Source organism: Diaphorobacter nitroreducens (assembly GCF_002214645.1).
GTDB classification, from domain to species: domain Bacteria; phylum Pseudomonadota; class Gammaproteobacteria; order Burkholderiales; family Burkholderiaceae_C; genus Diaphorobacter; species Diaphorobacter nitroreducens.
Window position 1 is genome coordinate 2,265,619 of the sequence record NZ_CP016278.1, and the last position, 21,367, is coordinate 2,286,985.

Here is a 21,367-nt window from a genome sequence, read left to right on the forward strand (position 1 = left end):
AAGCCGGCCCCTGGGCCGGCTTTTTCTTTCAGCGGTTGGCCGTCAGCAACAAGCCGCCTGCTCCCATGAAGAAGCCACCTGTGGCACGGTTCAGCCGCACCACGCCGCGCTGCGTGCGAATCACGCGGCGGATCTGCCGCCCGCACGTGGCATACACCGCTGTGGCCACGAATTCCGCCATCAGGTAGATGCTGCCCAGTACCAGGAACTGCCGCGCCGCGGGCTGTGCCGGATCGATGAACTGCGGGAAGACGGCCGCAAAGAGGATGATGGCCTTCGGGTTGGTGATACCCAGCAGGAACTCCTGTGCCATCAGGGCGCGCACCGAGGCGCGCGCGGGTGCGGGTGCCTCATCTCCCTCGACCAGCGCCGGGCCACCGAACTCCCGGCTGCGCCATGCGCGCCAGCCAATCCAGAACAGATAAACGGCGCCGGCCCATTTGACGGCCGTGAATGCGGCCTCCGAAGCCAGCAGCATGGCCCCCAATCCCACGGCCGAGACACTGAGGAAAATGGCGAATGCGGCCACCCGCCCCACGGTCGCGATCAGCGCGGCTGCGACACCGGCGCGGATGCCGTTGTTGAGCCCGCAGAAATTGTTGGGGCCGGGCGTGAGCGCAATGGCAACGGCGGCGGGGGCAAACAGCAGGGCTTCCACGACAACTCCTTGCGCCAGCGGGCGCGGGAAAAGGTGCGCCAGTTTATTCCGGCAGTACCACCCGGTGGCGCCAGGGCAGATCGCCCAACGCATCGTAATGCGCCACCACCAACACGCGCCCAGAGGTGCGGGGTGCACTTGCCTCCCGCTGCAGCGCCTGCAGCAGGTAGGTGATGGACGCCTTGTCCAGGCCGGACAGCGGCTCATCCAGCAATGTCAGTGGGGCGCCGCTGGCCAGTGCGCCGGCCATCAGCACCTTGCGCTGGCTGCCTGCGGAAAGCTGGTGCATGGCCTTGTGCAAATGCCCGGCAATGCCCCAGCCCACGACGTGGGCGTGCCAGTCCTCCTCGGACCAGCGCGCATGGACCGTGCGCAGCCCGGCGGCCCAGTCCTGCGCCGTCATCGCCTGCGGCCACGGCGCGCGCGGGTCGCGCCAAAAGACCTGTGCCCGGTATTGCGCAGGCTGCTGCGTCGCGCTCGTGCCATGCAGCAGCATCCGCCCGGCCTGCGGCGCCCACTCTCCGGCCATCAGGCGCAACAGGCTGGTCTTGCCCGCCCCGTCCCCACCCTGCACCAGCACCAGGCCTGCGGGAAAATCCGCGCTCCAATGCTGGAACAAGGGCCGTTGCGCAAAGCCGAAGCAGATTCCCTCGGCCCGCAACGCGGGCGGGGATGCAATAGGCTCGGGGCACTTCAGCATGACGTCTCCTGAAGAAACAGCGCCCGCATCACAGGGCTGGGTTGTCGCATGACTTTGCATTTTCTGGATTTTGACTACAGCGAGGATGAGGAAGGCACGGGCACCTGGGATGCTATGGCCAGCGTGCCCACGGATCGCCTGCCCGAACTGCTGGCGGAGATTACGGCGCTTCTGGACTGGGCGCACGCCGAGTTCGGCGCACTGCGGGGCCCGGTCGAGACGGGAGGACTGTGGGACTACGACCTGCAGTGCGAGCGCGACGGGTTGCCCTTGCTGGCGCTGGCGTTCGACATCCACGAACGGCAAATTCATCCACGACCACAATCCCAGCCCCAGGCGTGGGTGACCTTGACGCTGACCCTCAGTGGTGGCCCGGCCTTTGCAGCGGCGTTCGTGGACCGCTTCGGCGCCGCGTAACCCAGCGACTCTTCCGCCCTACACTGGGGCGCATGGCAAGGACGACCAACGCCCAGAAAAGACCCCAGGACATGCGCCACCTGATGAGGGAACTGGCGCCGTTCCTGCGTCCCTACCGGATACACCTCGCTGGCGCGATGGCGTTTCTGCTGCTCGCCGCCTTGGCGACGCTGGCCTTTCCCACGGCCCTGCGTCAATTGATCGATGGCGCGATTAGCGCAGCCACCCCCGGGGGAAAAGGCGTCGGCGCACCCGCGTTGCGCACGCACTTTGCGGTGCTGTTCGCGGTCGCCGTGGCACTTGGATTGGCGTCGGCCGCACGCTACTACCTCATGAGCTGGCTGGGCGAACGCGTCACGGCAGATCTGCGCAACGCCGTCTACGCACACGTGCTGCGGCAGAGCCCGGAGTTCTTTGAAACCACGCAAACGGGGGAAGTGCTGTCGCGCCTCACGGCCGACACGACACTGGTGCAGACCGTCGTGGGCTCATCGCTGTCCATGGGGCTGCGCAATGCCGTGCTGGGCGCCGGGGCGCTGGGCATGCTGATCTGGAGCACACCCTACGTGATGGCGCTCGCCTTCGGGGCCATCGTCGCCATCGTGCTGCCGTCGATGTGGATCGGACGGCGTGTTCGGCGTCTGTCACGCGCAAGCCAGGACCGCGTGGCAGATGCCAGCGCCATCGCCGCAGAGGTGTTGGGCGCCATTCCCGTGGTGCAAAGCTACACCGCAGAAGCGCGCGAGGCCGCCCGCTTCGCGGCGGCTACGGAGAGTGCGCTGCGCGCAGCCCTGCGCCGCAGCGGCGCCCGTGCAGCGCTGATGGCCTTCATCATCATTGCCAGCGCCGCGCTGTTGCTGTGGGGGTTGTATCTCGGGGCCCAGGCGGTCCTTGCAGGGACGCTCTCGGCCGGGCAACTGGGGCAGACCATTCTCTATGCGATGTTTCTCGCGGGTGCCGTAGCCGTGCTGGGCGAGGTCTATGGCGACCTGTTGCGCGCCGCGGGTGCGATGGAGCGGCTGATGGAACTGCTCGCAACACGCCCCACGCTTGCCGCACCATCCCGGCCCGCCATGCCGCGGGCCACAGACCTTTCGATCGAGTTCACGGGCGTAGGCTTCTCCTATCCCTCGCGCCCCGTGCCACCCGCGCTGCGCCACTTCGACCTGCGCCTGCTGCCAGGAGAAACCGTTGCGTTGGTGGGCAGCAGCGGCGCCGGCAAGTCCACCGTCTTTCAATTGCTGCAACGCTTCTACGACGTGAGCGAGGGCCGCATCACGTTGGGTGGCGTGGATTTGCGCGACATGGACCCGCAGGTGCTGCGAAGCCACATTGGCGTGGTTCCGCAAGACGCCGAGATTTTTTCCGCATCGGCCCTGGACAATATCCGCTATGGCGATCCGCAGGCGAGCCGGCACGCGGTGGAAGCAGCGGCACGCGCCGCATTTGCCCATGAATTCATCGACGCGCTGCCGCAGGGGTACGACACCTTTCTCGGCGAGCATGGCGTGCGCCTCTCAGGAGGCCAACGCCAGCGCATTGCCATAGCCCGCGCGCTGCTGAAGAACGCCCCCGTACTGCTCCTGGACGAGGCCACAAGCGCCCTGGACGCGCACAGCGAGCGTGCCGTGCAGCTTGCGCTGGACACCGCGCTTCGCCAGCATTCCCGCCAACGTATTACCCTGGTCATCGCCCACCGGCTGGCCACCGTCCAGCATGCGGACCGCATTGTGGTCATGGACCATGGAAGCATGGTCGAGCAGGGGCGGCACGAGGACTTGCTGCATCAGGGCGGCGTCTATGCCCGCCTGGCAGCGCTGCAGTTCTCGCGTTGAAGGGTCATTGGGGGCGGCGCCGACGCGCTAGAGCCAGCCAAAGCCAGAACCCTAGTGCAGAGGCTCTTTCGCTGCCTGCGGCAACGCCAGCGGCAGCACTGCAATGCCCTCATCCAGCAGCTCGGCGGTTTCCTGAGGCGTCGCTTGGCCGCGTATGCCGCGCTCTTCCGTCTCGCCGTAGTGCATGCGGCGTGCCTCGGATGCGAAGCGGTCTCCCACGTCCTCGGTCTGCGCCATGACCCGGCGCGCCATGGCAAGCCATGCAGCCTGAAAGGCGGCAGATACCCCTTCTGGCGGAACGGGAGCGGGAGCCATCGCAGCGGCTTCCCGTGATGTGCAGGCCCCAGTGCTCAGGTTCAACCGGGGAGCGCTGACCCCCTTGCGCACCTGCGAGTCTCCGCACATCGGACACTGCACCAGGCCACGGGCCTGCTGGCTGTGAAAGTCGCCCTCACTCGCAAACCAGCCTTCAAACGTGTGGTCGAGCGAACACAGCAGGTCGAGTACTTTCAAGGCCAACCCTCATCAGTCCTCGGCGGCACTGCGGTCGCGGCGACGCATCAGGTAGCGGTAGACGAACCCCGGAAATGCCAGCGTCACGAACAGCGCCCCGGTGACCGCGTAGAACTCCCAGCCCTGGGGCGCAATCTGCCCCGCCCGTTTTTCGAGCGCCAACGCCAGACCACCGACCAGGAAGTACAGCAACACCAATTCCAGCGCGCGGACGAAGAAGGGTTTGCCTTCCCGGGCGCGCGCGCCGACGACCAGCCACCGGTCATTGATGAAAGGGAGATTGGCCGCCACAAGGGCGGCCAAAATTACCAGCCAGATGGCCCCCGTCTGGGTCATGGCAGCCGCGGCGCCCGGTCAGGTGGCGAGGGCGCGCACGATGGCGTCGGCGCACAGGGCCATCAGCCCACCCGGCAGCAGTCCCAGGACCAGGACCAGAGCGCCATTGATGGTCAGCACCACACGCACGTCCAACGGTGCGGACACGCTGGTAGCAGTCAATGGTGCGTCGAAGTACATCACCTTCACCACGCGCAGGTAGTAGAACGCGCCGATCAACGACATCATGACGGCGAATACCGCCAAGGCGATGTGCAGTACCTGCCCGGACGCGACCAGCGCTTGCAGCACGGCCAGCTTGGCATAGAAACCGACCAGCGGCGGAATGCCGGCCATCGAGAACAGACACACGGCCATCACGCCTGCGTACAGCGGGCTGCGCTGGTTCAGACCGGCCAGGTCGGAAATTTCTTCGCTTTCAAAACCTTCGCGCGCCAACAGCAGGATCACACCGAAGGCCGCCAACGTGGTGAGCACATAGGTCACCACGTAGAACATGGCGGAGCTGTAGGCGTTCTCCACAGCGGTGGCGTCCACGTTGCCATGCACCACACCCGACATCAGGCCCAGTAGCACGAATGCCATCTGCGAGATCGTCGAGTACGCCAGCATGCGCTTGAGATTGGTCTGCATGATCGCAGCCAGGTTACCCACCAGCAGCGACCCGATGGCCAGTACCGCGAGCATCTGCTGCCAGTCGATGGCCAGCGGCAACAGGCCGTCCACCAGCAGGCGGATGGTCATGGCGAACGCGGCCAGCTTGGGGGCGCTACCGATGAACAGCGTCACGGCCGTGGGCGCGCCCTGGTACACGTCAGGCACCCACATATGGAACGGAACCACGCCCATCTTGAAAGCCAGCCCGGCGACCACGAACACCAGACCGAACACCAGTACCTGGTGACGGATCTGCCCCGCGTTGATGGCCTTGAATACCTGGCCGATGTCCAGCGAACCGGTGGCGCCGTAGAGCATGGACAGGCCATACAGCAGGAAGCCGCTGGCCATAGCACCCAATACGAAATACTTCATCGCGGCCTCGGTGGCCGTGGTGTTGTCGCGCCGCAGGGCCACCAGGGCATAGCTGGAGAGAGTGAGCAGTTCCAGGCCCAGATAGATCAGCAGGAAGTTGTTGGCCGAGATCAGCACAAACATCCCCAGCAGAGCGAGCATGGTCAGCGTGAACAACTCACCACCACGCAACATGTCGCGGTCCGCGGCATAGGGACGGCCATAAACGAGCAGGACCATCACGGCCACGGTCGCGAAGCACTTGAGCCAATTGCCCATGGCATCGCTGACCACCATGTTGCCCCAGGCATAGAAGGTGTTGCCACTGCTCGCGTACATGGCCTGGAGCGCCGCCACCACCGCCAGGGTGAGCATGGTGAGCACGTAGGTTCCCGTGCGGCGCGCGCTGCTGACGCCCAGATCCACCAGGGCAATCACGCAAGCCATGACCAGCAGCACGATCTCGGGATAAATCGCCAGCCAGCTGATGTTGTCAATCATCTCGTATCTCTCGGTTCAGTCTGGTCAGTTGAGCTTGGATTGCGCCACATGCTTGAGCAACTCTGCCACGGACACATCCATCACGTCCGTGAAGGGCTTGGGATAGACGCCCATGTACAGCACGGCAATCGCCAGCAATCCCAGCACAAGGAATTCCCGTCCGCCAATATCCGTCAGGCCGCGCACGTTGTCGTTCGTGACGGGGCCCAGATAGACGCGCTTGTACATCCACAGCGAATAGCTGGCGCCCAGGATCAACGCCAACGCCGCGCCAAGGCCGACCCAAAAGTCGAACTTCACGGCGGCGATGATGACCATCCATTCACCGACGAAGCCCGCCGTAGCCGGCAGCCCGCAATTGGCCATGGTGAACAGCAGCGCAAAGGCCGCGAACTTGGGCATGGTGTTGACCACGCCGCCATAGGAAGCGATCTCGCGCGAATGCACGCGGTCGTACAGCACGCCAATGCACAGGAACATGGCGCCGGACACGAAGCCGTGCGCAATCATCTGGACCAGGCCACCCGAGACACCCATGTCATTGAAGACGAAGAAGCCCAGCGTGACAAAGCCCATGTGCGCAACCGACGAGTAGGCCACGAGTTTCTTCATGTCCTTTTGCACCATGGCCACCAGCCCCACGTAGATCACAGCCACCAGCGACAACGTGATCATCAGCCAGGCCCATTCGTGCGACGCGTCCGGCGCGATCGGCAGCGAGAAGCGCAAGAAGCCATACGCGCCCAGCTTCAGCATGATGGCGGCCAGCACTGCGGAGCCGCCCGTGGGCGCTTCCACGTGCACATCGGGCAGCCAGGTATGCACCGGCCACATTGGCACCTTCACGGCAAATGCCGCGAAGAAGGCGAAGAACAGCAGGGTCTGCGCGGTCGCCGACAGGGGCAGCTTGTGCCACGTAGCGATGTCAAAGCTGCCGCCGGACTGGTTGTACAGGTAGATGAACGCAATCAGCGTGAGCAGCGAGCCCAGCAGCGTGTACAGGAAAAACTTGAACGCCGCGTAAATCTTGTTCGGCCCGCCCCAGATACCGATGATCAGGTACATCGGGATCAGCGTGGCCTCGAAGAACACGTAGAACAGCATGCCGTCCATGGCGCTGAAGACGCCGACCATCAGACCCGAAAGGATCAGGAACGCGCCCATGTACTGATTCACCCGCTCGGTGATCGATTCCCAGGAGGCAATCACGACGATGACGGTGATGAACGCCGTCAGCGGCACGAACCAGAAAGCGATGCCGTCCACACCCAGGTGGTAGTAGACGTTGAAGCGCTCGATCCACATGGACTTTTCGACAAACTGTGCAGCCGCGCTGCCGTTGTCGAAGCCGCCCATGAGCGGGAGCGTGACGGCCAAACCCAGCAGCGCGCCGATGAGCGCCAGCCAGCGGACCATGCGTGCATGCTCGTCGCGCCCCAAGGCCAGCAGAAGGGTGCCGAAAGCAATGGGCACCCAGATGGCAAGACTCAACAAACCCATTTTCTTTTTTCTCCTACTTGTTGAGCCAGACGAAATAAGTCATGAGCGCGAACACACCCAGGATCATCACCAGCGCATAGTGGTAGACATAGCCCGACTGGAGCCAGCGCACCAGGCCTGCGATACGTCCCACGAGCTTCCACGAGCCGTTCACGAGGGCCCCGTCGATCACGCCTTGGTCGCCGCCCTTCCACAGGGCAATGCCCAAGCCGCGGGCACCACGCGCGATGATGTTCTCGTTGATCCAGTCGAGGTAGTACTTGTTTTCGAACAAGGTATAGATCGGCTGGAACATACGCTTGATGGCCGCGGGCAGCGCCGGGTTGACCATGTACATGTAGTACGCCATCGCGACGCCAGCCAGTGCCAGCCAGAACGGTGCCGTCTGCAGGCCGTGCAGAGCCATGGCCAACGGACCGTGGAAGATCTCCGCCAGTTCCGCCATCGCGGGGTGCTTGGCGGCGTCCACGAAGATCACGTCCTTGAAGAAATCGCCAAACAGCATCGGCTGGATGGTCATGAAGCCGATCAGCACGGAGGGAATGGCCAACAGAATCAGCGGCACGGTCACCACCCACGGGGACTCATGCGGCTCATGATGGTCATCGTGGCCATGGTGGTCGCCGTGGTGCGCATCGGGATTTTGGTCGTAGCGTTCCTTGCCGTGAAACACAAGAAAATACATACGGAAGGAGTAGAACGCCGTCACGAACACGCCGGCCAGCACGGCGAAATGGGCGAAGCCCGCAGCCGGCAGCGTGCTGGCATGCACCGCCTCGATGATGCTGTCCTTGGAATAGAAGCCTGAGAACAGCGGCGTGCCGATCAGGGCCAGAGATCCCAACAGAGAGGTAATCCAAGTGATGGGCATGTACTTGCGTACGCCTCCCATCCAGCGGATATCCTGGTTGTGGTGCATGCCCATGATCACCGAGCCGGCGCCCAGGAACAGCAAGGCCTTGAAGAACGCATGCGTCATCAGGTGGAAGACGGCCACCGAATAGGCCGATGCGCCCAGGGCGACGGTCATGTAACCCAGCTGCGACAGCGTGGAATACGCCACCACCCGCTTGATGTCGTTCTGGATGATGCCCAAGAAACCCATGAACAGTGCGGTGATCGCGCCGATCACCAGAATGAAGTTCAGCGCGGTATCCGACAACTCAAACAGCGGCGACATGCGCGACACCATGAAAATGCCGGCCGTCACCATGGTGGCCGCGTGAATCAGCGCCGAAATCGGTGTCGGGCCTTCCATCGAATCGGGCAGCCACACGTGCAGCGGGAACTGAGCAGACTTGCCCATCGCGCCGATGAACAGGCAGATGCAGATCACGGTGATCAGCATCCAGTCGGTGCCGGGGAAGCCAATCGCGCCCAGTTCGCCCGACTTGGCGAAGATCTCGCTGTAGTTGAAGGTGCCCGCGTAGGCAGCGATCAAGCCAATGCCAAGGATGAAGCCGAAGTCGCCGACGCGGTTGACCAGGAAGGCCTTCATGTTGGCGAAGATCGCCGACTGCTTGTTGAACCAGAAGCCGATCAACAGGTAGGACACCAAGCCCACCGCCTCCCAGCCAAAGAACAGTTGCAGCAGGTTGTTGCTCATGACAAGCATGAGCATGGAGAACGTGAACAGCGAGATGTAGGCGAAGAAACGGTTATAGCCTTCGTCCTCCTCCATGTAGCCGATGGTGTAGATGTGCACCATCAAGGAGACGAAGGTCACCACGCACATCATCATGGCGGTGAGGCTGTCGATGAGGAAGCCCACCTCCATCTTCAGACCGCCCACCACCATCCATGTATAGATGGTCTCGTTGAAACGGGCGCCATCCACAGCCACGCTCTTGAGCGTCATCGCCGAGAGCACGAAGGCGACCAACACCCCCAGGATGGTGAGCGAATGGGAAGCACGGCGACCGAACCAGTTGCCGCCGAAGGCCGTGCCAAAGATGCCCGCAAGCACGGAGCCGACGAGCGGCGCCAGGGGCACCGCCAGCAGCGTCGAAGCAGAAAGGGTTTGACTCATTCTTGAGAACCTTGCAAGTACCGGGGCGACCCATCAACCCTTGAGGGTGTTGAGATCTTCCGCATCAATGCTGGTCTTGTTACGGAACAGCAGCACCAGGATGGCCAGGCCAATGGCGGACTCAGCAGCCGCCACCGTGAGGATGAAGAACACGAATACCTGACCGTGCATATCGCCCAGGTAATGAGAAAACGCCACGAAGTTGATGTTGACCGCGAGCAGCATCAGCTCGATCGCCATGAGCAGGACGATGAGGTTCTTACGGTTCAGGAAGATGCCAATCACCGCCAGGGCGAACAGCATGGCGCCCAGCGAGAGAAAGTGGCCCAGAGTCAATGTCATTGCTTCTTCTCCTCTGCGGACTCGGGGACTGCTGGCGCGGCGGCCTGCTGCGTGACGGGCAACTGGACCATGACAAGGCGATCACGGGCACGCACGCGCACCTGCTCCGAAGGGTCAATGGCCTTGGAGTCCTTGCGCTGGCGCAAGGTCAGGGCGATGGCTGCAATCATGGCCACCAGCAGGATCACCGCAGCCACCTCAACGGGGTACAGGTACTCTGTGTAGAGCAGTTTGCCCAAGGCTTTGGTGTTCGAGTAAGGCACCACCTGCCCCGCAGCATTCACCAGCACTTCGACGGCCTTGGGCTCTTCGATGCCACGAAAACCAGTCATGAGCACAGCGGCCATCTCGAATGCCACCAGGGCACCGATGAATGCCGCCAAAGGAAAGTGCTTCCAGAAACCGCGTCGCACGGTATCGATGCGGATGTCCAGCATCATCACGACAAAGAGGAACAGCACCATCACGGCGCCCAGGTAGACGAGCACCAGCGTGATGGCGAGGAATTCCGCCTTCAGCAGAAACCACACGCCGGCGGCCTGCGAGAAGGCAAGAATCAGATGCAGCACGGCATGCACGGGGTTGCGCGCCGTTATGACCCGGAAGGCCGCGTACAGCAGCACTACCGAGAACAAGTAGAAGAAACCGGTTTTGGCGTCCATGAATCGGGTCTTTTCAAAAAGTCAGGTGCGGTGAGGCAACCCGATCAACGGTACTTGGCGTCCGCCGCCTTGGCGGCTGCGATCTCGGGCTCGTAGCGGTCGCCCACGGCCAGCAGCATGTCCTTGGTGAAGTACAGATCACCGCGCTTCTCGCCGTGGTATTCGAAGATCTGCGTTTCCACAATGGAATCCACCGGGCAGCTCTCTTCGCAAAAGCCACAAAAAATGCACTTGGTCAGGTCGATGTCATAACGGGTGGTACGGCGCGAACCGTCCTCACGCACGTCGGACTCGATGGTGATCGCCAGCGCCGGGCACACCGCTTCGCACAGCTTGCAGGCAATGCAGCGCTCTTCGCCGTTGTCATAACGGCGCAGCGCGTGCAGGCCGCGAAAGCGCGGCGACAACGGTGTCTTCTCCTCGGGGAACTGCACAGTGACCTTGCGACGGAAGGTATAGCGACCGGTCAGGGCCATGCCCTTCGCCAGTTCCCAGAGCATGAAGCTCTTGAAGAAATCCTTGATTGAAAAGGATGCAGGAGCAGCAACAGCAGCCATGGATGTCCCCGCTTATTTCCAGATGTTCCAGGGCGACAGCAACCAGGCGCCCACGATCAACAGCCATACCAGCGTGACCGGAATAAAAATCTTCCAACCCAGACGCATGATCTGGTCATAGCGGAAGCGCGGGAACGTGGCGCGAATCCAGATGAACATGGATACCACCAGGAACGTCTTGATGCCCAGCCAGATCCAGCCCGGAACGAAGCCCAGGGCTTCGATCGGCGGCAGCCAGCCGCCCAGGAACATCACCACCGCCAGGATGGAAACCAGCCACATGCTGGCGTATTCGGCCAGGAAGAAGATGGCGAAACCCATGCCTGAATACTCGACCATGTGACCGGCGACGATTTCCGCCTCACCTTCCACCACGTCAAACGGGTGGCGGTTCACTTCGGCCACGCCCGAGATCAGGTAGACCAAGAAGATGGGCAGCAGGGGCAGCCAATTCCACGACAGGAAGTTCAGGCCCATGGCCGCCATCGTGCCCTGCCCTTGGCCCAGCACGATCTCGGTCAGGTTCATGCTGCCCGATACCATGATGACGACCAGGAAGCAGAAACCCATGGCAATTTCGTAGCTCACCATCTGCGCAGACGCACGCAGCGCGCCCAGAAAGGCGTACTTGGAGTTGGACGCCCACCCCGCAATGATCACGCCGTAGACCTCGATGGAGGTGATGGCCATGATCAGCAACAGACCCGCATTGACGTTGGCAAGCGCTACATCGGGTCCGAAGGGAATCGCCACCCAGGCCGCCAGGGCAGGCATGATGGCCATGACCGGGCCGAGGTAGAACAAGCCCTTGGCCGCGGCCGTGGGCTGGATCAACTCCTTCGAGAGCAATTTCAGACCGTCAGCCAGAGGTTGCAGCAAACCAAAGGGACCCACGCGGTTGGGGCCCATGCGCACCTGCATGAAGCCCAGCAGCTTGCGCTCCCACAGCGTCAGGTAGGCCACGGCACCCATCAGGGGGCCCACGATGCAGACGATCTTGATCAGGATCCAGAGTACGGGCCAAGCCACCCCGGTCCACCATCCGGCGGCAACCAGATTGAGGCCGCCGTTGTAGATTGCATCGATCATGCGGCGACTCCTTCACGTGCCGCGCGCGCGTCGGCAGTCAGTTGCAGCGACGGTGCGCGGCGCACCAGGCTGTCGAGCTGATAGATGGCTGCCACGACGGGTTCAGCACACTCGCCGCCCAGCTTCGGCTCGGCCGATGTGGCGTTGCTCAGGCGCTCCGCCGGCAGCAGCGTGCACTCACCTGCGGGCTTGCCGGTCGCACGGACCAGCACGTCCTGGGACGTCTCGTAGTCCATGCCTTCCAGCCCGAGCAGATTGCCCAGCACGCGCAATACCTTCCACGCAGGACGCGCCTCGCCGGCCGGCTTGACCACGGCATGGAAGCTCTGCAGGCGCCCTTCGGCGTTGACGAAACTGCCTGAGGTCTCGGAGAACGGAGCTATCGGCAGCAGCACGTCGCTGAACTCGAGGTTGGTCTTGAACGGGCTCAGCGTGACGACCATGTCGGTCTGCGCCAAAGCTTGAGCCGCTGCAGCACCCAAGGCGGAGTCGTGCTCAGGCTCCACATTCAGCAGCAGGGCTGCCTTCAGGCGGCCATCCAGCATTTGTGCAGCGTTCAGCCCGCCCTCTTGGGGTTGCGCACCGACGAACTGCGCACCGACCGTATTGGCGGCCTCCGTCAGGTAACCCACCGTCGCTCCGGTCTGCGCGCCAATCCACTGCGCCAGCGCCAGCAGGCTGGACGCTTGGGCATGATGGGCAGCACCATTGCCCAGCAGAATGGCTTTGCGCTCCCCCGTCAGCAATGCAGCGGCAATGGCCCGGGCGTCTTCGCTGGTGGCAGCCCCTTGCACGGGGGCAGCCACACCCTTTTCTGCAGCGATGGCGGCTGCGACTTCCGCCAGCGCCGTGCTCCAGCCGGCCGCTGGGGCCAGCTTGGTGCGGACATTCGGAATAGCCCAATCATTTGCTACTGAATTAATAGCGCTTACCGCACACCCATGGCGCGCTGCCTGCCGAATTCGCTGTGCAAACAAGGGATGGTCCTTGCGCAGATTCGAGCCAACGACCAACACGGACTGCAGCGTGCTCAGGGATGCGATGGACGTCCCCAGCCAGCGCACACCTTCGGCCTTGCCGAACTCCGCATGGCGCAGACGGTGGTCGATGTTGTCGCTACCCAACCCGCGCACCAGCGCGCCGGCCAGGAACAACTCTTCTACTGTGCTGTGCGGGCTTACCAGCGCTCCGATGCTCTGGGCGCCGTGCTCGGTTTTGACGCACCGCAGACCGTTGGCCACATATTCCAGGGCTGTCTGCCAATCGACTTCCTTCCACTCCCCGCCCTGCTTGAGCATGGGACGTGTCAGGCGGTCGGGGGAATTCAATGCCTCATAGGAAAAACGGTCGCGGTCAGCAATCCAGCACTCGTTGACATCCTCGTTCTCGAACGGGACGACGCGCATGACCTTGTGGTTCTTGACCTGCACAATGAGATTGGCGCCCGTGGAGTCGTGCGGACTCACGGATTTGCGGCGAGAAAGTTCCCACGTGCGGGCGCTGTAGCGGAAGGGCTTGCTGGTCAGCGCCCCCACCGGGCACAGGTCGATCATGTTGCCCGACAGTTCCGAGTCGACGGTATCGCCGATCACGGTCGTGATCTCCGAATGCTCGCCGCGGTTCACCATGCCGAGTTCCATCACGCCCGCGATTTCCTGGCCGAAACGAACGCAACGCGTGCAATGGATGCAGCGGGTCATCTCTTCCATGGAGATCAGTGGGCCCACGTCCTTGTGCGCCACCACGCGCTTTTCCTCGCCGTAGCGCGAGGAATCGCCGCCATAACCTACGGCCAGATCCTGCAACTGGCATTCGCCGCCCTGGTCGCAGATGGGGCAGTCCAGCGGGTGATTGATGAGCAGGAACTCCATCACCGATTGCTGGGCCTTGATCGCCTTGTCGCTCTTGGTGCGCACGATCATGCCCTGCGTCACGGGTGTGGCGCATGCTGGCAGGGGTTTGGGGGCCTTCTCCACCTCCACCAGGCACATGCGGCAATTGGCGGCAATGGAAAGCTTCTTGTGGTAGCAGAAATGGGGAATGTAGGTACCCACCTTCTCGGCCGCATGCATCACCATGCAGCCTTCGGTGACTTCTACCTTCTTCCCGTCCAGTTCGATTTCAACCATATGCTGTACTCGCGTTCAGGCGCTGGCCGGGGTGGAACCCGATGGGTGGGCGTTTCGGATCAGCGCTTCAAACTCCGGACGGAAATGCTTGAGCATGGCGCGCACCGGCATGGCTGCCGCATCGCCCAGCGCGCAGATGGTCCGGCCCTGAATGTTGTCCGCGACGGAATTGAGCAGGTCCAGATCGCTCTCCCGCCCGGCTTGGTGCTGGATACGATTGATCACGCGCCACATCCAGCCCGTGCCTTCGCGGCAGGGTGTGCACTGACCGCAGGATTCATGCGCGTAGAAATACGACAGGCGCAGCAGGCTCTCCACCATGTTGCGGGAATCGTCCATCACGATCACGGCGCCCGAGCCCAGCATGGAGCCGGCCTTGGCGATGGAGTCGTAGTCCATCGTGCATTCCATGATGATGGACGCCGGCAACACGGGAGCGGAAGAACCGCCCGGAATCACCGCCTTGAGCTGGCGACCCTTGCGCACGCCACCCGCCAGTTCCAGCAGCTTGGCAAATGGCGTGCCCAAGGGCACTTCATAGTTGCCTGGACGCTCTACGTCGCCGGACACCGAGAAGATCTTGGTGCCACCGTTGTTGGGCTTGCCACACTCGAGGTATGCCTGGCCGCCATTGCGGATGATCCACGGCACCGCAGCGAACGTCTCGGTGTTGTTGATCGTGGTGGGTTTGCCGTACAGGCCAAAGCTGGCCGGGAATGGCGGCTTGAAGCGCGGCTGGCCCTTCTTGCCTTCCAGCGATTCCAGCAACGCGGTTTCCTCACCGCAGATATACGCCCCAAAGCCATGGTGCGCATGCAGTTGGAAGCTGAAGCTGCTGCCCAGGATGTTGTCACCCAGATAGCCTGCAGCGCGCGCCTCTTCCAGCGCCGCTTCAAAGCGCTCGTAGACCTGGAAGATCTCGCCGTGGATGTAGTTGTAGCCCACAGAGATGCCCATCGCGTAGGCCGCGATGATCATGCCCTCGATCACGATGTGCGGGTTGTACATCAGGATGTCGCGATCCTTGCACGTGCCCGGCTCCCCCTCGTCGGAATTGCAGACCAAGTATTTCTGGCCAGGGAACTGACGCGGCATGAAGCTCCACTTCAGGCCAGTCGGGAAGCCCGCACCACCACGGCCGCGCAGACCGGATTCCTTCATGGTGGCGATCACCTGGTCCTGGGTCAGGCCTTCACCACCATCCTTGCCCAGCAGCTTGCGCAGGGCCTGGTAGCCTCCCCGGGCCTCGTAATCCTTGAGGCTCCAGTTGCTGCCGTTCAAGCCCGCATAGATCTGCGGATTGATATGGCGGTCATGGAAGCAGGTCTGTACGCCCGTCGCCTGAAACTGCGACAGCACTTGTGCAGCCGTGGTCATTGTTTGCCCTCCGCAGCGCGCAGGCCATCCACCATCTGGTCGAGCTTGTCGTCGTCCATGAAACTGCACATGTTGCGGTCATTGACCAGCATCACGGGCGCGTCAGCGCAGGCCCCCAGGCATTCGCATTGCTGCAAGGTGAAAAGGCCATCGGCGGTGGTTTCGCCCATGGAAATGCCCAGCTTCTTCTCAAGGTGGTGCAGCGCATCCTGCCCACGGCGCAGCTGACATGGCAGGTTGGTGCAGACGGCCAGCTTGTACTTGCCCACCGGCTGCTGGTTGTACATGTTGTAGAACGTGGTGACCTCGTGCACGGCGATCTGGGGCATGCCCAGGTACTCGGCGATCACGGCCTCGCTCTCGGCGCTGACCCAGCCCTGTTCCTGCTGGACGATGGACAGGCACGCCATGACCGCCGACTGCTTCTGGTCTGCGGGGTATTTCGCCACTTCGCGGGCAAAACGTTGCTTGGTCGCTTCGGTAATCATCGGTCAATCTCTCCGAACACGATATCCATGGTGCCGATGATGGCCACGGCGTCGGCCAGCATGTGGCCCCGCGCCATTTCGTCGAGTGTGGCCAGATGCGCGAACCCGGGTGCGCGGATCTTCAGGCGGTAGGGCTTGTTCGCACCGTCGCTCACCATGTAGATACCGAACTCCCCCTTGGGGTGCTCAACGGCCGCGTAAGCCTCGCCGGCCGGCACGCGGAAGCCTTCCGTGAAGAGCTTGAAATGGTGGATCAGCTCTTCCATGTTGGACTTCATGGCCTCGCGTGAGGGCGGCGCGATCTTGTGGTTGTCCGTGATGACGGGGCCGGGGTTGGCCCTGAGCCAATCGACGCACTGCTTGATGATGCGATTGGACTCGCGCATCTCTTGCACGCGAACGAGATAGCGGTCATAGCTATCGCCCGTCACCCCGACCGGCACATCGAAGTCCACACGGTCATAAGCGTCATACGGCTGCTTCTTGCGCAGGTCCCATGCAATGCCCGAGCCGCGCAGCATCGGGCCGGTCATGCCCAGGTTCAACGCGCGCTCAGCCGGCACCACGCCGATACCCACCGTACGCTGCTTCCAGATCCGGTTGTCTGTCAGCAGGGTCTCATACTCGTCTACGCACTTGGGGAAGCGCTGCGTGAAATCGTCGATGAAATCCAGCAGCGAACCCTGGCGGTTACGGTTGAGCTCCTCGATAGCCTTGGCGTTCTTGATCTTGCTGACCTTGTACTGGGCCATGCTGTCCGGCAGGTCCCGGTACACGCCTCCCGGACGGAAGTAGGCCGCGTGCATGCGAGCGCCAGAAACGGCCTCGTACATGTCGAACAAGTCCTCCCGCTCACGGAAGGTATAGATGAGGATCGTGGAGCTGCCGCAGTCGTTGCCGTGCGAACCCAGCCACATCAGGTGGTTCAGCAGGCGCGTGATTTCGCCGAACATCGTTCGGATGTACTTCGCGCGCAGCGGCACCTCGATGCCCAGCATCTTCTCGATGGCCAAGCAGTAGGCCTGCTCGTTGCACATCATGGACACGTAATCGAGACGGTCCATGTAGGGCAAGGACTGGATATAGGTCTTGTGCTCTGCCAGCTTTTCGGTGGCACGGTGCAGCAGCCCGATGTGCGGGTCGGCCCGTTGTACGACCTCGCCATCCAGTTCCAGCACCAAGCGCAGCACGCCGTGTGCTGCCGGGTGCTGCGGTCCGAAGTTCAGGGAGTAGTTCTTGATTTCAGCCATGGTCGATCACCAAGCGGCATGCCGCCTCAGTGCAGGCCTCCGTACTTGTCTTCGCGGATGATGCGCGGCGTCACTTCGCGCGGCTCGATGGTCACGGGCTCATAGATCACGCGACGCTGGTCGGCGTCATAGCGCATCTCGACATGGCCGGACAAGGGGAAATCCTTGCGGAACGGGTGGCCGATGAATCCGTAATCGGTCAGGATGCGGCGCAGATCGTTGTGCCCATCAAACACGATGCCGAACAGATCGAATGCCTCGCGCTCAAACCAGTTGGCCGAGTTCCAGATGTCGGTAACCGAGGCGACGATGGGGAAGTCGTCGTCGGAGCAGAACACCTTCACGCGCAACCGCTGGTTGAGGGAAACGGACAGCAAATGGGAAACCACGGCGTAGCGCGGTCCTTCCGAGCCCGTGGCGCCATAGGCAGAATAGTCGACGCCGCACAGATCAATCAATTGCTCGAACTTGCAATCGGGCGCATCGCGCAGGATTTGCATGGCTTCGAGATAGCGCGCAGCGGACACCACCACGGTCACCTCATCCAGCGCCACCGAGATCTGGCGCACGCGGTCACCCAGAGCGGAGGCAACCACGTCCCGCAGGCTCTCGGGGTGAATGGCAATAGCAGTCATCTTCGTCCCTTCAGGCGCGCGCAATGGTGTGGGTGCGGCGGATCTTCTGCTGCAGCTGAATGATCCCGTAGATCAGCGCCTCGGCCGTCGGAGGACAGCCGGGAACATACACATCCACAGGGACGATGCGATCACAGCCACGCACCACCGAATAGCTGTAGTGGTAGTAACCCCCGCCGTTGGCACAAGAGCCCATGGAGATGACCCAGCGCGGCTCGGCCATTTGGTCGTACACCTTGCGCAGAGCGGGCGCCATCTTGTTGCACAGCGTGCCGGCCACGATCATCAGGTCCGACTGTCGCGGGCTCGCCCGGAACACTTCCGCGCCAAAACGCCCCAGGTCATAACGTGCGGCGGCAGCATGCATCATCTCGACAGCGCAGCAGGCCAGTCCGAAGGTCATGGGCCAAAGGGATCCGGTCTTGGCCCAGTTCACCACGGAGTCATAACTCGTGGTGATGAAGCCTTCCTTCATCACACCTTCAATCATTGCGTCATTCCTTTGAGCGGCGGCTCATTCCCAGTTGAGGGCGCCTTTTTTCCATTCGTAGGCAAAGCCCACCACGAGGATGGCCAGGAAAACCAGCACAGCGACAAACCCCGTCACCCCCACCTCTTGCAGAGTCACCGCCCAAGGGAAGAGGAAGGCAATTTCCAGGTCGAACAGAATGAAGAGGATGGCCACCAGGTAGTAGCGCACGTCGAACTTCATACGCGCGTCTTCAAATGCCTCGAAGCCGCACTCATAAGGGGAGTTTTTCGCCGGATCCGGGCGATTGGGGCCAAGCACATAGCCCAGAAGAAGCGGCACCACACCGACACCGATGCCGACCAGAATGAACAATAGGACAGGGAGGTATTGATCGAGGTTCATCTGGCAGATGTGCTCACCGCTGAAAAACCGCCTCGCATGCCCCGCAACGCGGACCAGGGAGGCGGCTTCTTGTGATTGGTGCCGTCGGCGAGACTCGAACTCGCACAGCTTTCGCCACTACCCCCTCAAGATAGCGTGTCTACCAATTTCACCACGACGGCTGCTGTATGCATCTGGATGGCATGAGGACCGGAAATAACGGTTTTGGCTTTCCAGACAATCCGGGATTCTACCCCGGAAAAACCCTGTCACAAACGGATGAGGCGTTTTTTTGCGACGCCTCAAACGTTCACTTGGTCGGGATCTGAGCGGCGCCGGAGGCAGGCTCCACCGCCGGCGCTGGGGCCGCCGCAGAGGCATCGACCGCAGGCGCCGTCGAGGCGGGGACAGCGGCTGCGGGCGTCTCCAGAACACTACCAGTGCTCACCGGACGCTGGTTGCCAAAGTATGCCAATGCCAGGGTTGCCACGAAGAACACCGTCGCCAGGACCGCCGTGGTGCGCGAAAGGAAGTTGGCGCTGCCGCTGGCCCCAAACAAGCTGCCGGAACTGCCACTACCGAAGGCTGCCCCCATGTCCGCACCCTTACCGTGCTGGATCAGGATCAACCCAATCATCCCGAGGGCGGTCAGCATCTGCACCGCCAGAATCACGTTCACAACCAGTCCCATAATCCCATCACTCCTAATTTAATAGCTACCAGCGCTTGTCAGCTATGCGCTGCAGCGATAATTTTCAAGAAATCCGCGGCCTTGAGCGACGCACCGCCCACCAGGCCCCCATCGATATCCGGCTGCGCCAGCAGTTCGGCTGCGTTGGCAGCATTCATGCTGCCGCCATACAGGATGAGCACGCGATCCGCGCTCTCGGTCGCGGCGGCGAGCTGAGCGCGCAGTACCGCATGCACCTGCTGCGCCTGCTCTGGCGTTGCCGTGCGACCGGTGCCGATGGCCCAGACAGGCTCGTAGGCCACCACGATCTCGCTCACGCAGTGCCCCACGGCATGGATCACAGCCGCCAGTTGGCGCTTGACGACGGTCTCGGTCTGGCCCGCCTCGCGCTCCGCCAGGGTTTCCCCCACGCATACGATCGGCGTGACGCCGCCCGAGAGCGCCCGCTGGGCCTTGGCCGCGACCACGGCATCGGTTTCGCCATGGTATTGGCGACGCTCGGAGTGCCCCACAAGCGCGTAGCGTGCACCAAAGTCGCGCAACATACTCACAGAGACCTCGCCGGTGAACGCGCCCCTTTCATGCTGCGACACATCCTGGGCGGCCAGAGCGATTTCGCTGCCCGCGACCAAGGCCTGCACCTGCGCCAGGTAGGGCGCCGGCACGGCCACCGCCACGCCACAGCCGGGCACACCCAAGCCGTCGCGTAGCGCCTGCAACAGCGCCGCATTGGCCTGCAGGCTGCCGTTCATCTTCCAGTTGCCGGCAATGAGTTTCTTTTTCTGTGTCATGTCGTCCATGTCAAAACAATCTTGCCCACGTGCTGGTTGGATTCCATCAGCGCATGCGCCTGCGCGGCCTGCGCGGCCGGGAAGGTGCTGTGGATGACCGGCTTCACCGCGCCCGACGCCAGCAGCGGCCAGACATGCTCACGCAATGCCTGCGCAATGGCGCCCTTGAACGCCACGGGACGCGGCCTCAGCGTGGAGCCCGTGATGGTCAGCCGCCTGCGCAGCACCAGCCCCGCATTGAACTGCGCATCCAGCCCGCCCTGCACCGCGATGATGACCACGCGGCCGTCCTCGGCCAGGCACTCAACCTCGCGCGCCACGTAGGAGCCGGCCACCATGTCCAGCACTACGTCCACGCCGCGCCCATCGGTAAGGCGCCGCGCCTCGGCCACGAAATCCTGCGTCTTGTAGTTGATCGCGTGGTGCGCACCCAGCGCCAGGCAGGCTGCGCACTTTTCGTCCGAACCCGCCGTGACGATGACCGTGGCGCCGCGTGCACGCGCCAACTGAATAGCCGTAACGCCAATGCCGCTACTGCCGCCCTGCACCAGCAGGACCTCTCCCGCCTGCAGGCGGCCGCGGTCGAACACATTGCTCCAGACGGTAAAGAAGGTTTCCGGCAGCGAGGCCGCCTCCACGTCGCTCAAGCCCTGCGGCACCGGCAGGCATTGCGCAACAGGCGCGACGCACCACTGCGCATAACCGCCGCCCGCAACCAAAGCGCACACCCGGTCGCCCACGCGAAGGCCCGCCTGCGCCATGGCGGCGGCATCGCCGGACTCGACAACGCCCGCCACTTCCAGCCCCGGCAGATCGGAGACGCCCGCGGGTGGCGCGTAGTTGCCCTTGCGCTGCAGCACGTCGGGGCGGTTCACCCCGCTGGCCGCCACGCGGATCAACAACTCGCCGTCTCCCGGCTGCGGCACCGGGCGCTCGGCGAGACGCAGCCCCTCAGGCGGGCCAAACGCCGCAATCTCTACGGCCTGCATCACGTCATTCATGG

23 protein-coding genes and 1 tRNA gene are annotated in these 21,367 nt (G+C 62.8%); 2 read left to right on the plus strand and 22 right to left on the minus strand.

The window, feature by feature from the left end; all coding sequences use genetic code 11:
- Positions 1 to 28: 28 nt before the first annotated feature.
- Together BA022_RS10575 and BA022_RS10580 are read right to left on the minus strand one after the other, a co-directional pair.
- The gene (locus BA022_RS10575) at positions 29 to 658 is read right to left on the minus strand and encodes a LysE family translocator (protein WP_088887480.1); all 630 of its coding nucleotides are present in this window, start codon (positions 656 to 658) and stop codon (positions 29 to 31) included.
- A 43-nt stretch (positions 659 to 701) separates the two neighbouring features.
- Positions 702 to 1,358: an ABC transporter ATP-binding protein gene (locus BA022_RS10580; RefSeq protein ID WP_088887481.1), complete on the minus strand. Its 657-nt coding sequence runs from the start codon at positions 1,356 to 1,358 to the stop codon at positions 702 to 704.
- Positions 1,359 to 1,406: 48 nt separating this feature from the next.
- Here BA022_RS10580 and BA022_RS10585 point away from each other — a divergent pair, with 48 nt between their 5' ends.
- Both BA022_RS10585 and BA022_RS10590 read left to right on the plus strand, forming a co-directional pair.
- Positions 1,407 to 1,775, plus strand: a complete 369-nt coding sequence (locus BA022_RS10585; RefSeq protein ID WP_088887482.1) for a hypothetical protein — start codon at positions 1,407 to 1,409, stop codon at positions 1,773 to 1,775.
- 32 nt (positions 1,776 to 1,807) lie between these two features.
- A complete protein-coding gene (locus BA022_RS10590) occupies positions 1,808 to 3,610 on the plus strand; it encodes an ABC transporter transmembrane domain-containing protein (protein ID WP_088887483.1) in 1,803 nt (600 codons plus the stop codon).
- A 51-nt stretch (positions 3,611 to 3,661) separates the two neighbouring features.
- On the opposite strand, the gene BA022_RS10595 is transcribed toward BA022_RS10590, so the two are convergent.
- From BA022_RS10595 to BA022_RS10690, 20 genes are all read right to left on the minus strand, one after another.
- Complete coding sequence (locus BA022_RS10595) at positions 3,662 to 4,123, minus strand: DUF1178 family protein (RefSeq protein ID WP_187305961.1); 462 nt, start codon at positions 4,121 to 4,123, stop codon at positions 3,662 to 3,664.
- Between the two features lie 12 nt (positions 4,124 to 4,135).
- Positions 4,136 to 4,459: a DUF2818 family protein gene (locus BA022_RS10600; protein WP_015912621.1), complete on the minus strand. Its 324-nt coding sequence runs from the start codon at positions 4,457 to 4,459 to the stop codon at positions 4,136 to 4,138.
- Between the two features lie 18 nt (positions 4,460 to 4,477).
- Positions 4,478 to 5,971 (minus strand): NADH-quinone oxidoreductase subunit NuoN, encoded by a 1,494-nt coding sequence (gene nuoN / locus BA022_RS10605; RefSeq protein ID WP_015912620.1) that lies wholly within the window; start codon positions 5,969 to 5,971, stop codon positions 4,478 to 4,480.
- A gap of 24 nt (positions 5,972 to 5,995) precedes the next feature.
- Entirely contained in the window at positions 5,996 to 7,471 is a 1,476-nt protein-coding gene (locus tag BA022_RS10610) for an NADH-quinone oxidoreductase subunit M (protein ID WP_088887485.1), read from the minus strand.
- 13 nt (positions 7,472 to 7,484) lie between these two features.
- On the minus strand, positions 7,485 to 9,500 hold the full coding sequence (nuoL, locus tag BA022_RS10615; RefSeq protein WP_015912618.1) for an NADH-quinone oxidoreductase subunit L: 2,016 nt from the start codon (positions 9,498 to 9,500) through the stop codon (positions 7,485 to 7,487).
- Positions 9,501 to 9,533: 33 nt separating this feature from the next.
- Complete coding sequence (gene nuoK, locus BA022_RS10620; RefSeq protein WP_015912617.1) at positions 9,534 to 9,842, minus strand: NADH-quinone oxidoreductase subunit NuoK; 309 nt, start codon at positions 9,840 to 9,842, stop codon at positions 9,534 to 9,536.
- Positions 9,839 to 10,504 carry an NADH-quinone oxidoreductase subunit J gene (locus tag BA022_RS10625; protein ID WP_015912616.1) on the minus strand — a complete coding sequence of 222 codons (666 nt, stop codon included), beginning with the start codon at positions 10,502 to 10,504 and terminating at the stop codon, positions 9,839 to 9,841. Before BA022_RS10625 ends, nuoK begins: the two co-directional genes overlap by 4 nt.
- A gap of 44 nt (positions 10,505 to 10,548) precedes the next feature.
- Positions 10,549 to 11,061, minus strand: coding sequence for an NADH-quinone oxidoreductase subunit NuoI (nuoI, locus tag BA022_RS10630; RefSeq protein ID WP_015912615.1), 513 nt, complete (start codon positions 11,059 to 11,061; stop codon positions 10,549 to 10,551).
- A gap of 12 nt (positions 11,062 to 11,073) precedes the next feature.
- Positions 11,074 to 12,150 carry an NADH-quinone oxidoreductase subunit NuoH gene (gene nuoH, locus BA022_RS10635; protein ID WP_088887486.1) on the minus strand — a complete coding sequence of 359 codons (1,077 nt, stop codon included), beginning with the start codon at positions 12,148 to 12,150 and terminating at the stop codon, positions 11,074 to 11,076.
- A complete protein-coding gene (gene nuoG / locus BA022_RS10640) occupies positions 12,147 to 14,279 on the minus strand; it encodes an NADH-quinone oxidoreductase subunit NuoG (RefSeq protein WP_088887487.1) in 2,133 nt (710 codons plus the stop codon). The genes nuoH and nuoG overlap by 4 nt, the downstream gene beginning before the upstream one ends.
- 15 nt (positions 14,280 to 14,294) lie before the next feature.
- A complete protein-coding gene (nuoF, locus tag BA022_RS10645) occupies positions 14,295 to 15,656 on the minus strand; it encodes an NADH-quinone oxidoreductase subunit NuoF (RefSeq protein ID WP_088887488.1) in 1,362 nt (453 codons plus the stop codon).
- A complete protein-coding gene (gene nuoE, locus BA022_RS10650; RefSeq protein ID WP_011804402.1) occupies positions 15,653 to 16,144 on the minus strand; it encodes an NADH-quinone oxidoreductase subunit NuoE in 492 nt (163 codons plus the stop codon). The genes nuoF and nuoE overlap by 4 nt, the downstream gene beginning before the upstream one ends.
- Positions 16,141 to 17,394, minus strand: coding sequence for an NADH-quinone oxidoreductase subunit D (locus BA022_RS10655; protein ID WP_011804401.1), 1,254 nt, complete (start codon positions 17,392 to 17,394; stop codon positions 16,141 to 16,143). Before BA022_RS10655 ends, nuoE begins: the two co-directional genes overlap by 4 nt.
- Positions 17,395 to 17,420: 26 nt before the next feature.
- Positions 17,421 to 18,029, minus strand: coding sequence for an NADH-quinone oxidoreductase subunit C (locus tag BA022_RS10660; protein WP_015912611.1), 609 nt, complete (start codon positions 18,027 to 18,029; stop codon positions 17,421 to 17,423).
- 10 nt (positions 18,030 to 18,039) lie between these two features.
- A complete protein-coding gene (locus tag BA022_RS10665) occupies positions 18,040 to 18,519 on the minus strand; it encodes a NuoB/complex I 20 kDa subunit family protein (protein ID WP_011804399.1) in 480 nt (159 codons plus the stop codon).
- 24 nt (positions 18,520 to 18,543) lie between these two features.
- Positions 18,544 to 18,903: an NADH-quinone oxidoreductase subunit A gene (locus BA022_RS10670; RefSeq protein WP_011804398.1), complete on the minus strand. Its 360-nt coding sequence runs from the start codon at positions 18,901 to 18,903 to the stop codon at positions 18,544 to 18,546.
- Between the two features lie 76 nt (positions 18,904 to 18,979).
- Positions 18,980 to 19,064: transfer RNA gene (locus BA022_RS10675), tRNA-Leu, on the minus strand.
- Between the two features lie 128 nt (positions 19,065 to 19,192).
- Positions 19,193 to 19,573: a preprotein translocase subunit SecG gene (secG, locus tag BA022_RS10680; RefSeq protein WP_015912609.1), complete on the minus strand. Its 381-nt coding sequence runs from the start codon at positions 19,571 to 19,573 to the stop codon at positions 19,193 to 19,195.
- A 38-nt stretch (positions 19,574 to 19,611) separates the two neighbouring features.
- Complete coding sequence (gene tpiA, locus BA022_RS10685; protein WP_418236084.1) at positions 19,612 to 20,373, minus strand: triose-phosphate isomerase; 762 nt, start codon at positions 20,371 to 20,373, stop codon at positions 19,612 to 19,614.
- Entirely contained in the window at positions 20,361 to 21,365 is a 1,005-nt protein-coding gene (locus tag BA022_RS10690; RefSeq protein ID WP_015912607.1) for an NAD(P)H-quinone oxidoreductase, read from the minus strand. Before BA022_RS10690 ends, tpiA begins: the two co-directional genes overlap by 13 nt.
- Positions 21,366 to 21,367: the final 2 nt, after the last annotated feature.

Bases quoted from the DNA above. Each gene is read 5' to 3' on its own strand.
- BA022_RS10580 (WP_088887481.1), bottom strand. From the start codon at position 1,358: ATGCTGAAGTGCCCCGAGCCTATTGCATCCCCGCCCGCGTTGCGGGCC.
- BA022_RS10585 (WP_088887482.1), top strand. From the start codon at position 1,407: ATGACTTTGCATTTTCTGGATTTTGACTACAGCGAGGATGAGGAAGGC.
- BA022_RS10590 (WP_088887483.1), top strand. From the start codon at position 1,808: ATGGCAAGGACGACCAACGCCCAGAAAAGACCCCAGGACATGCGCCAC.
- BA022_RS10600 (WP_015912621.1), bottom strand. From the start codon at position 4,459: ATGACCCAGACGGGGGCCATCTGGCTGGTAATTTTGGCCGCCCTTGTG.
- nuoN (WP_015912620.1), bottom strand. From the start codon at position 5,971: ATGATTGACAACATCAGCTGGCTGGCGATTTATCCCGAGATCGTGCTG.
- BA022_RS10610 (WP_088887485.1), bottom strand. From the start codon at position 7,471: ATGGGTTTGTTGAGTCTTGCCATCTGGGTGCCCATTGCTTTCGGCACC.
- nuoL (WP_015912618.1), bottom strand. From the start codon at position 9,500: ATGAGTCAAACCCTTTCTGCTTCGACGCTGCTGGCGGTGCCCCTGGCG.
- nuoK (WP_015912617.1), bottom strand. From the start codon at position 9,842: ATGACATTGACTCTGGGCCACTTTCTCTCGCTGGGCGCCATGCTGTTC.
- BA022_RS10625 (WP_015912616.1), bottom strand. From the start codon at position 10,504: ATGGACGCCAAAACCGGTTTCTTCTACTTGTTCTCGGTAGTGCTGCTG.
- nuoI (WP_015912615.1), bottom strand. From the start codon at position 11,061: ATGGCTGCTGTTGCTGCTCCTGCATCCTTTTCAATCAAGGATTTCTTC.
- nuoH (WP_088887486.1), bottom strand. From the start codon at position 12,150: ATGATCGATGCAATCTACAACGGCGGCCTCAATCTGGTTGCCGCCGGA.
- nuoG (WP_088887487.1), bottom strand. From the start codon at position 14,279: ATGGTTGAAATCGAACTGGACGGGAAGAAGGTAGAAGTCACCGAAGGC.
- nuoF (WP_088887488.1), bottom strand. From the start codon at position 15,656: ATGACCACGGCTGCACAAGTGCTGTCGCAGTTTCAGGCGACGGGCGTA.
- nuoE (WP_011804402.1), bottom strand. From the start codon at position 16,144: ATGATTACCGAAGCGACCAAGCAACGTTTTGCCCGCGAAGTGGCGAAA.
- BA022_RS10655 (WP_011804401.1), bottom strand. From the start codon at position 17,394: ATGGCTGAAATCAAGAACTACTCCCTGAACTTCGGACCGCAGCACCCG.
- BA022_RS10660 (WP_015912611.1), bottom strand. From the start codon at position 18,029: ATGACTGCTATTGCCATTCACCCCGAGAGCCTGCGGGACGTGGTTGCC.
- BA022_RS10665 (WP_011804399.1), bottom strand. From the start codon at position 18,519: ATGATTGAAGGTGTGATGAAGGAAGGCTTCATCACCACGAGTTATGAC.
- BA022_RS10670 (WP_011804398.1), bottom strand. From the start codon at position 18,903: ATGAACCTCGATCAATACCTCCCTGTCCTATTGTTCATTCTGGTCGGC.
- secG (WP_015912609.1), bottom strand. From the start codon at position 19,573: ATGGGACTGGTTGTGAACGTGATTCTGGCGGTGCAGATGCTGACCGCC.
- tpiA (WP_418236084.1), bottom strand. From the start codon at position 20,373: ATGGACGACATGACACAGAAAAAGAAACTCATTGCCGGCAACTGGAAG.
- BA022_RS10690 (WP_015912607.1), bottom strand. From the start codon at position 21,365: ATGAATGACGTGATGCAGGCCGTAGAGATTGCGGCGTTTGGCCCGCCT.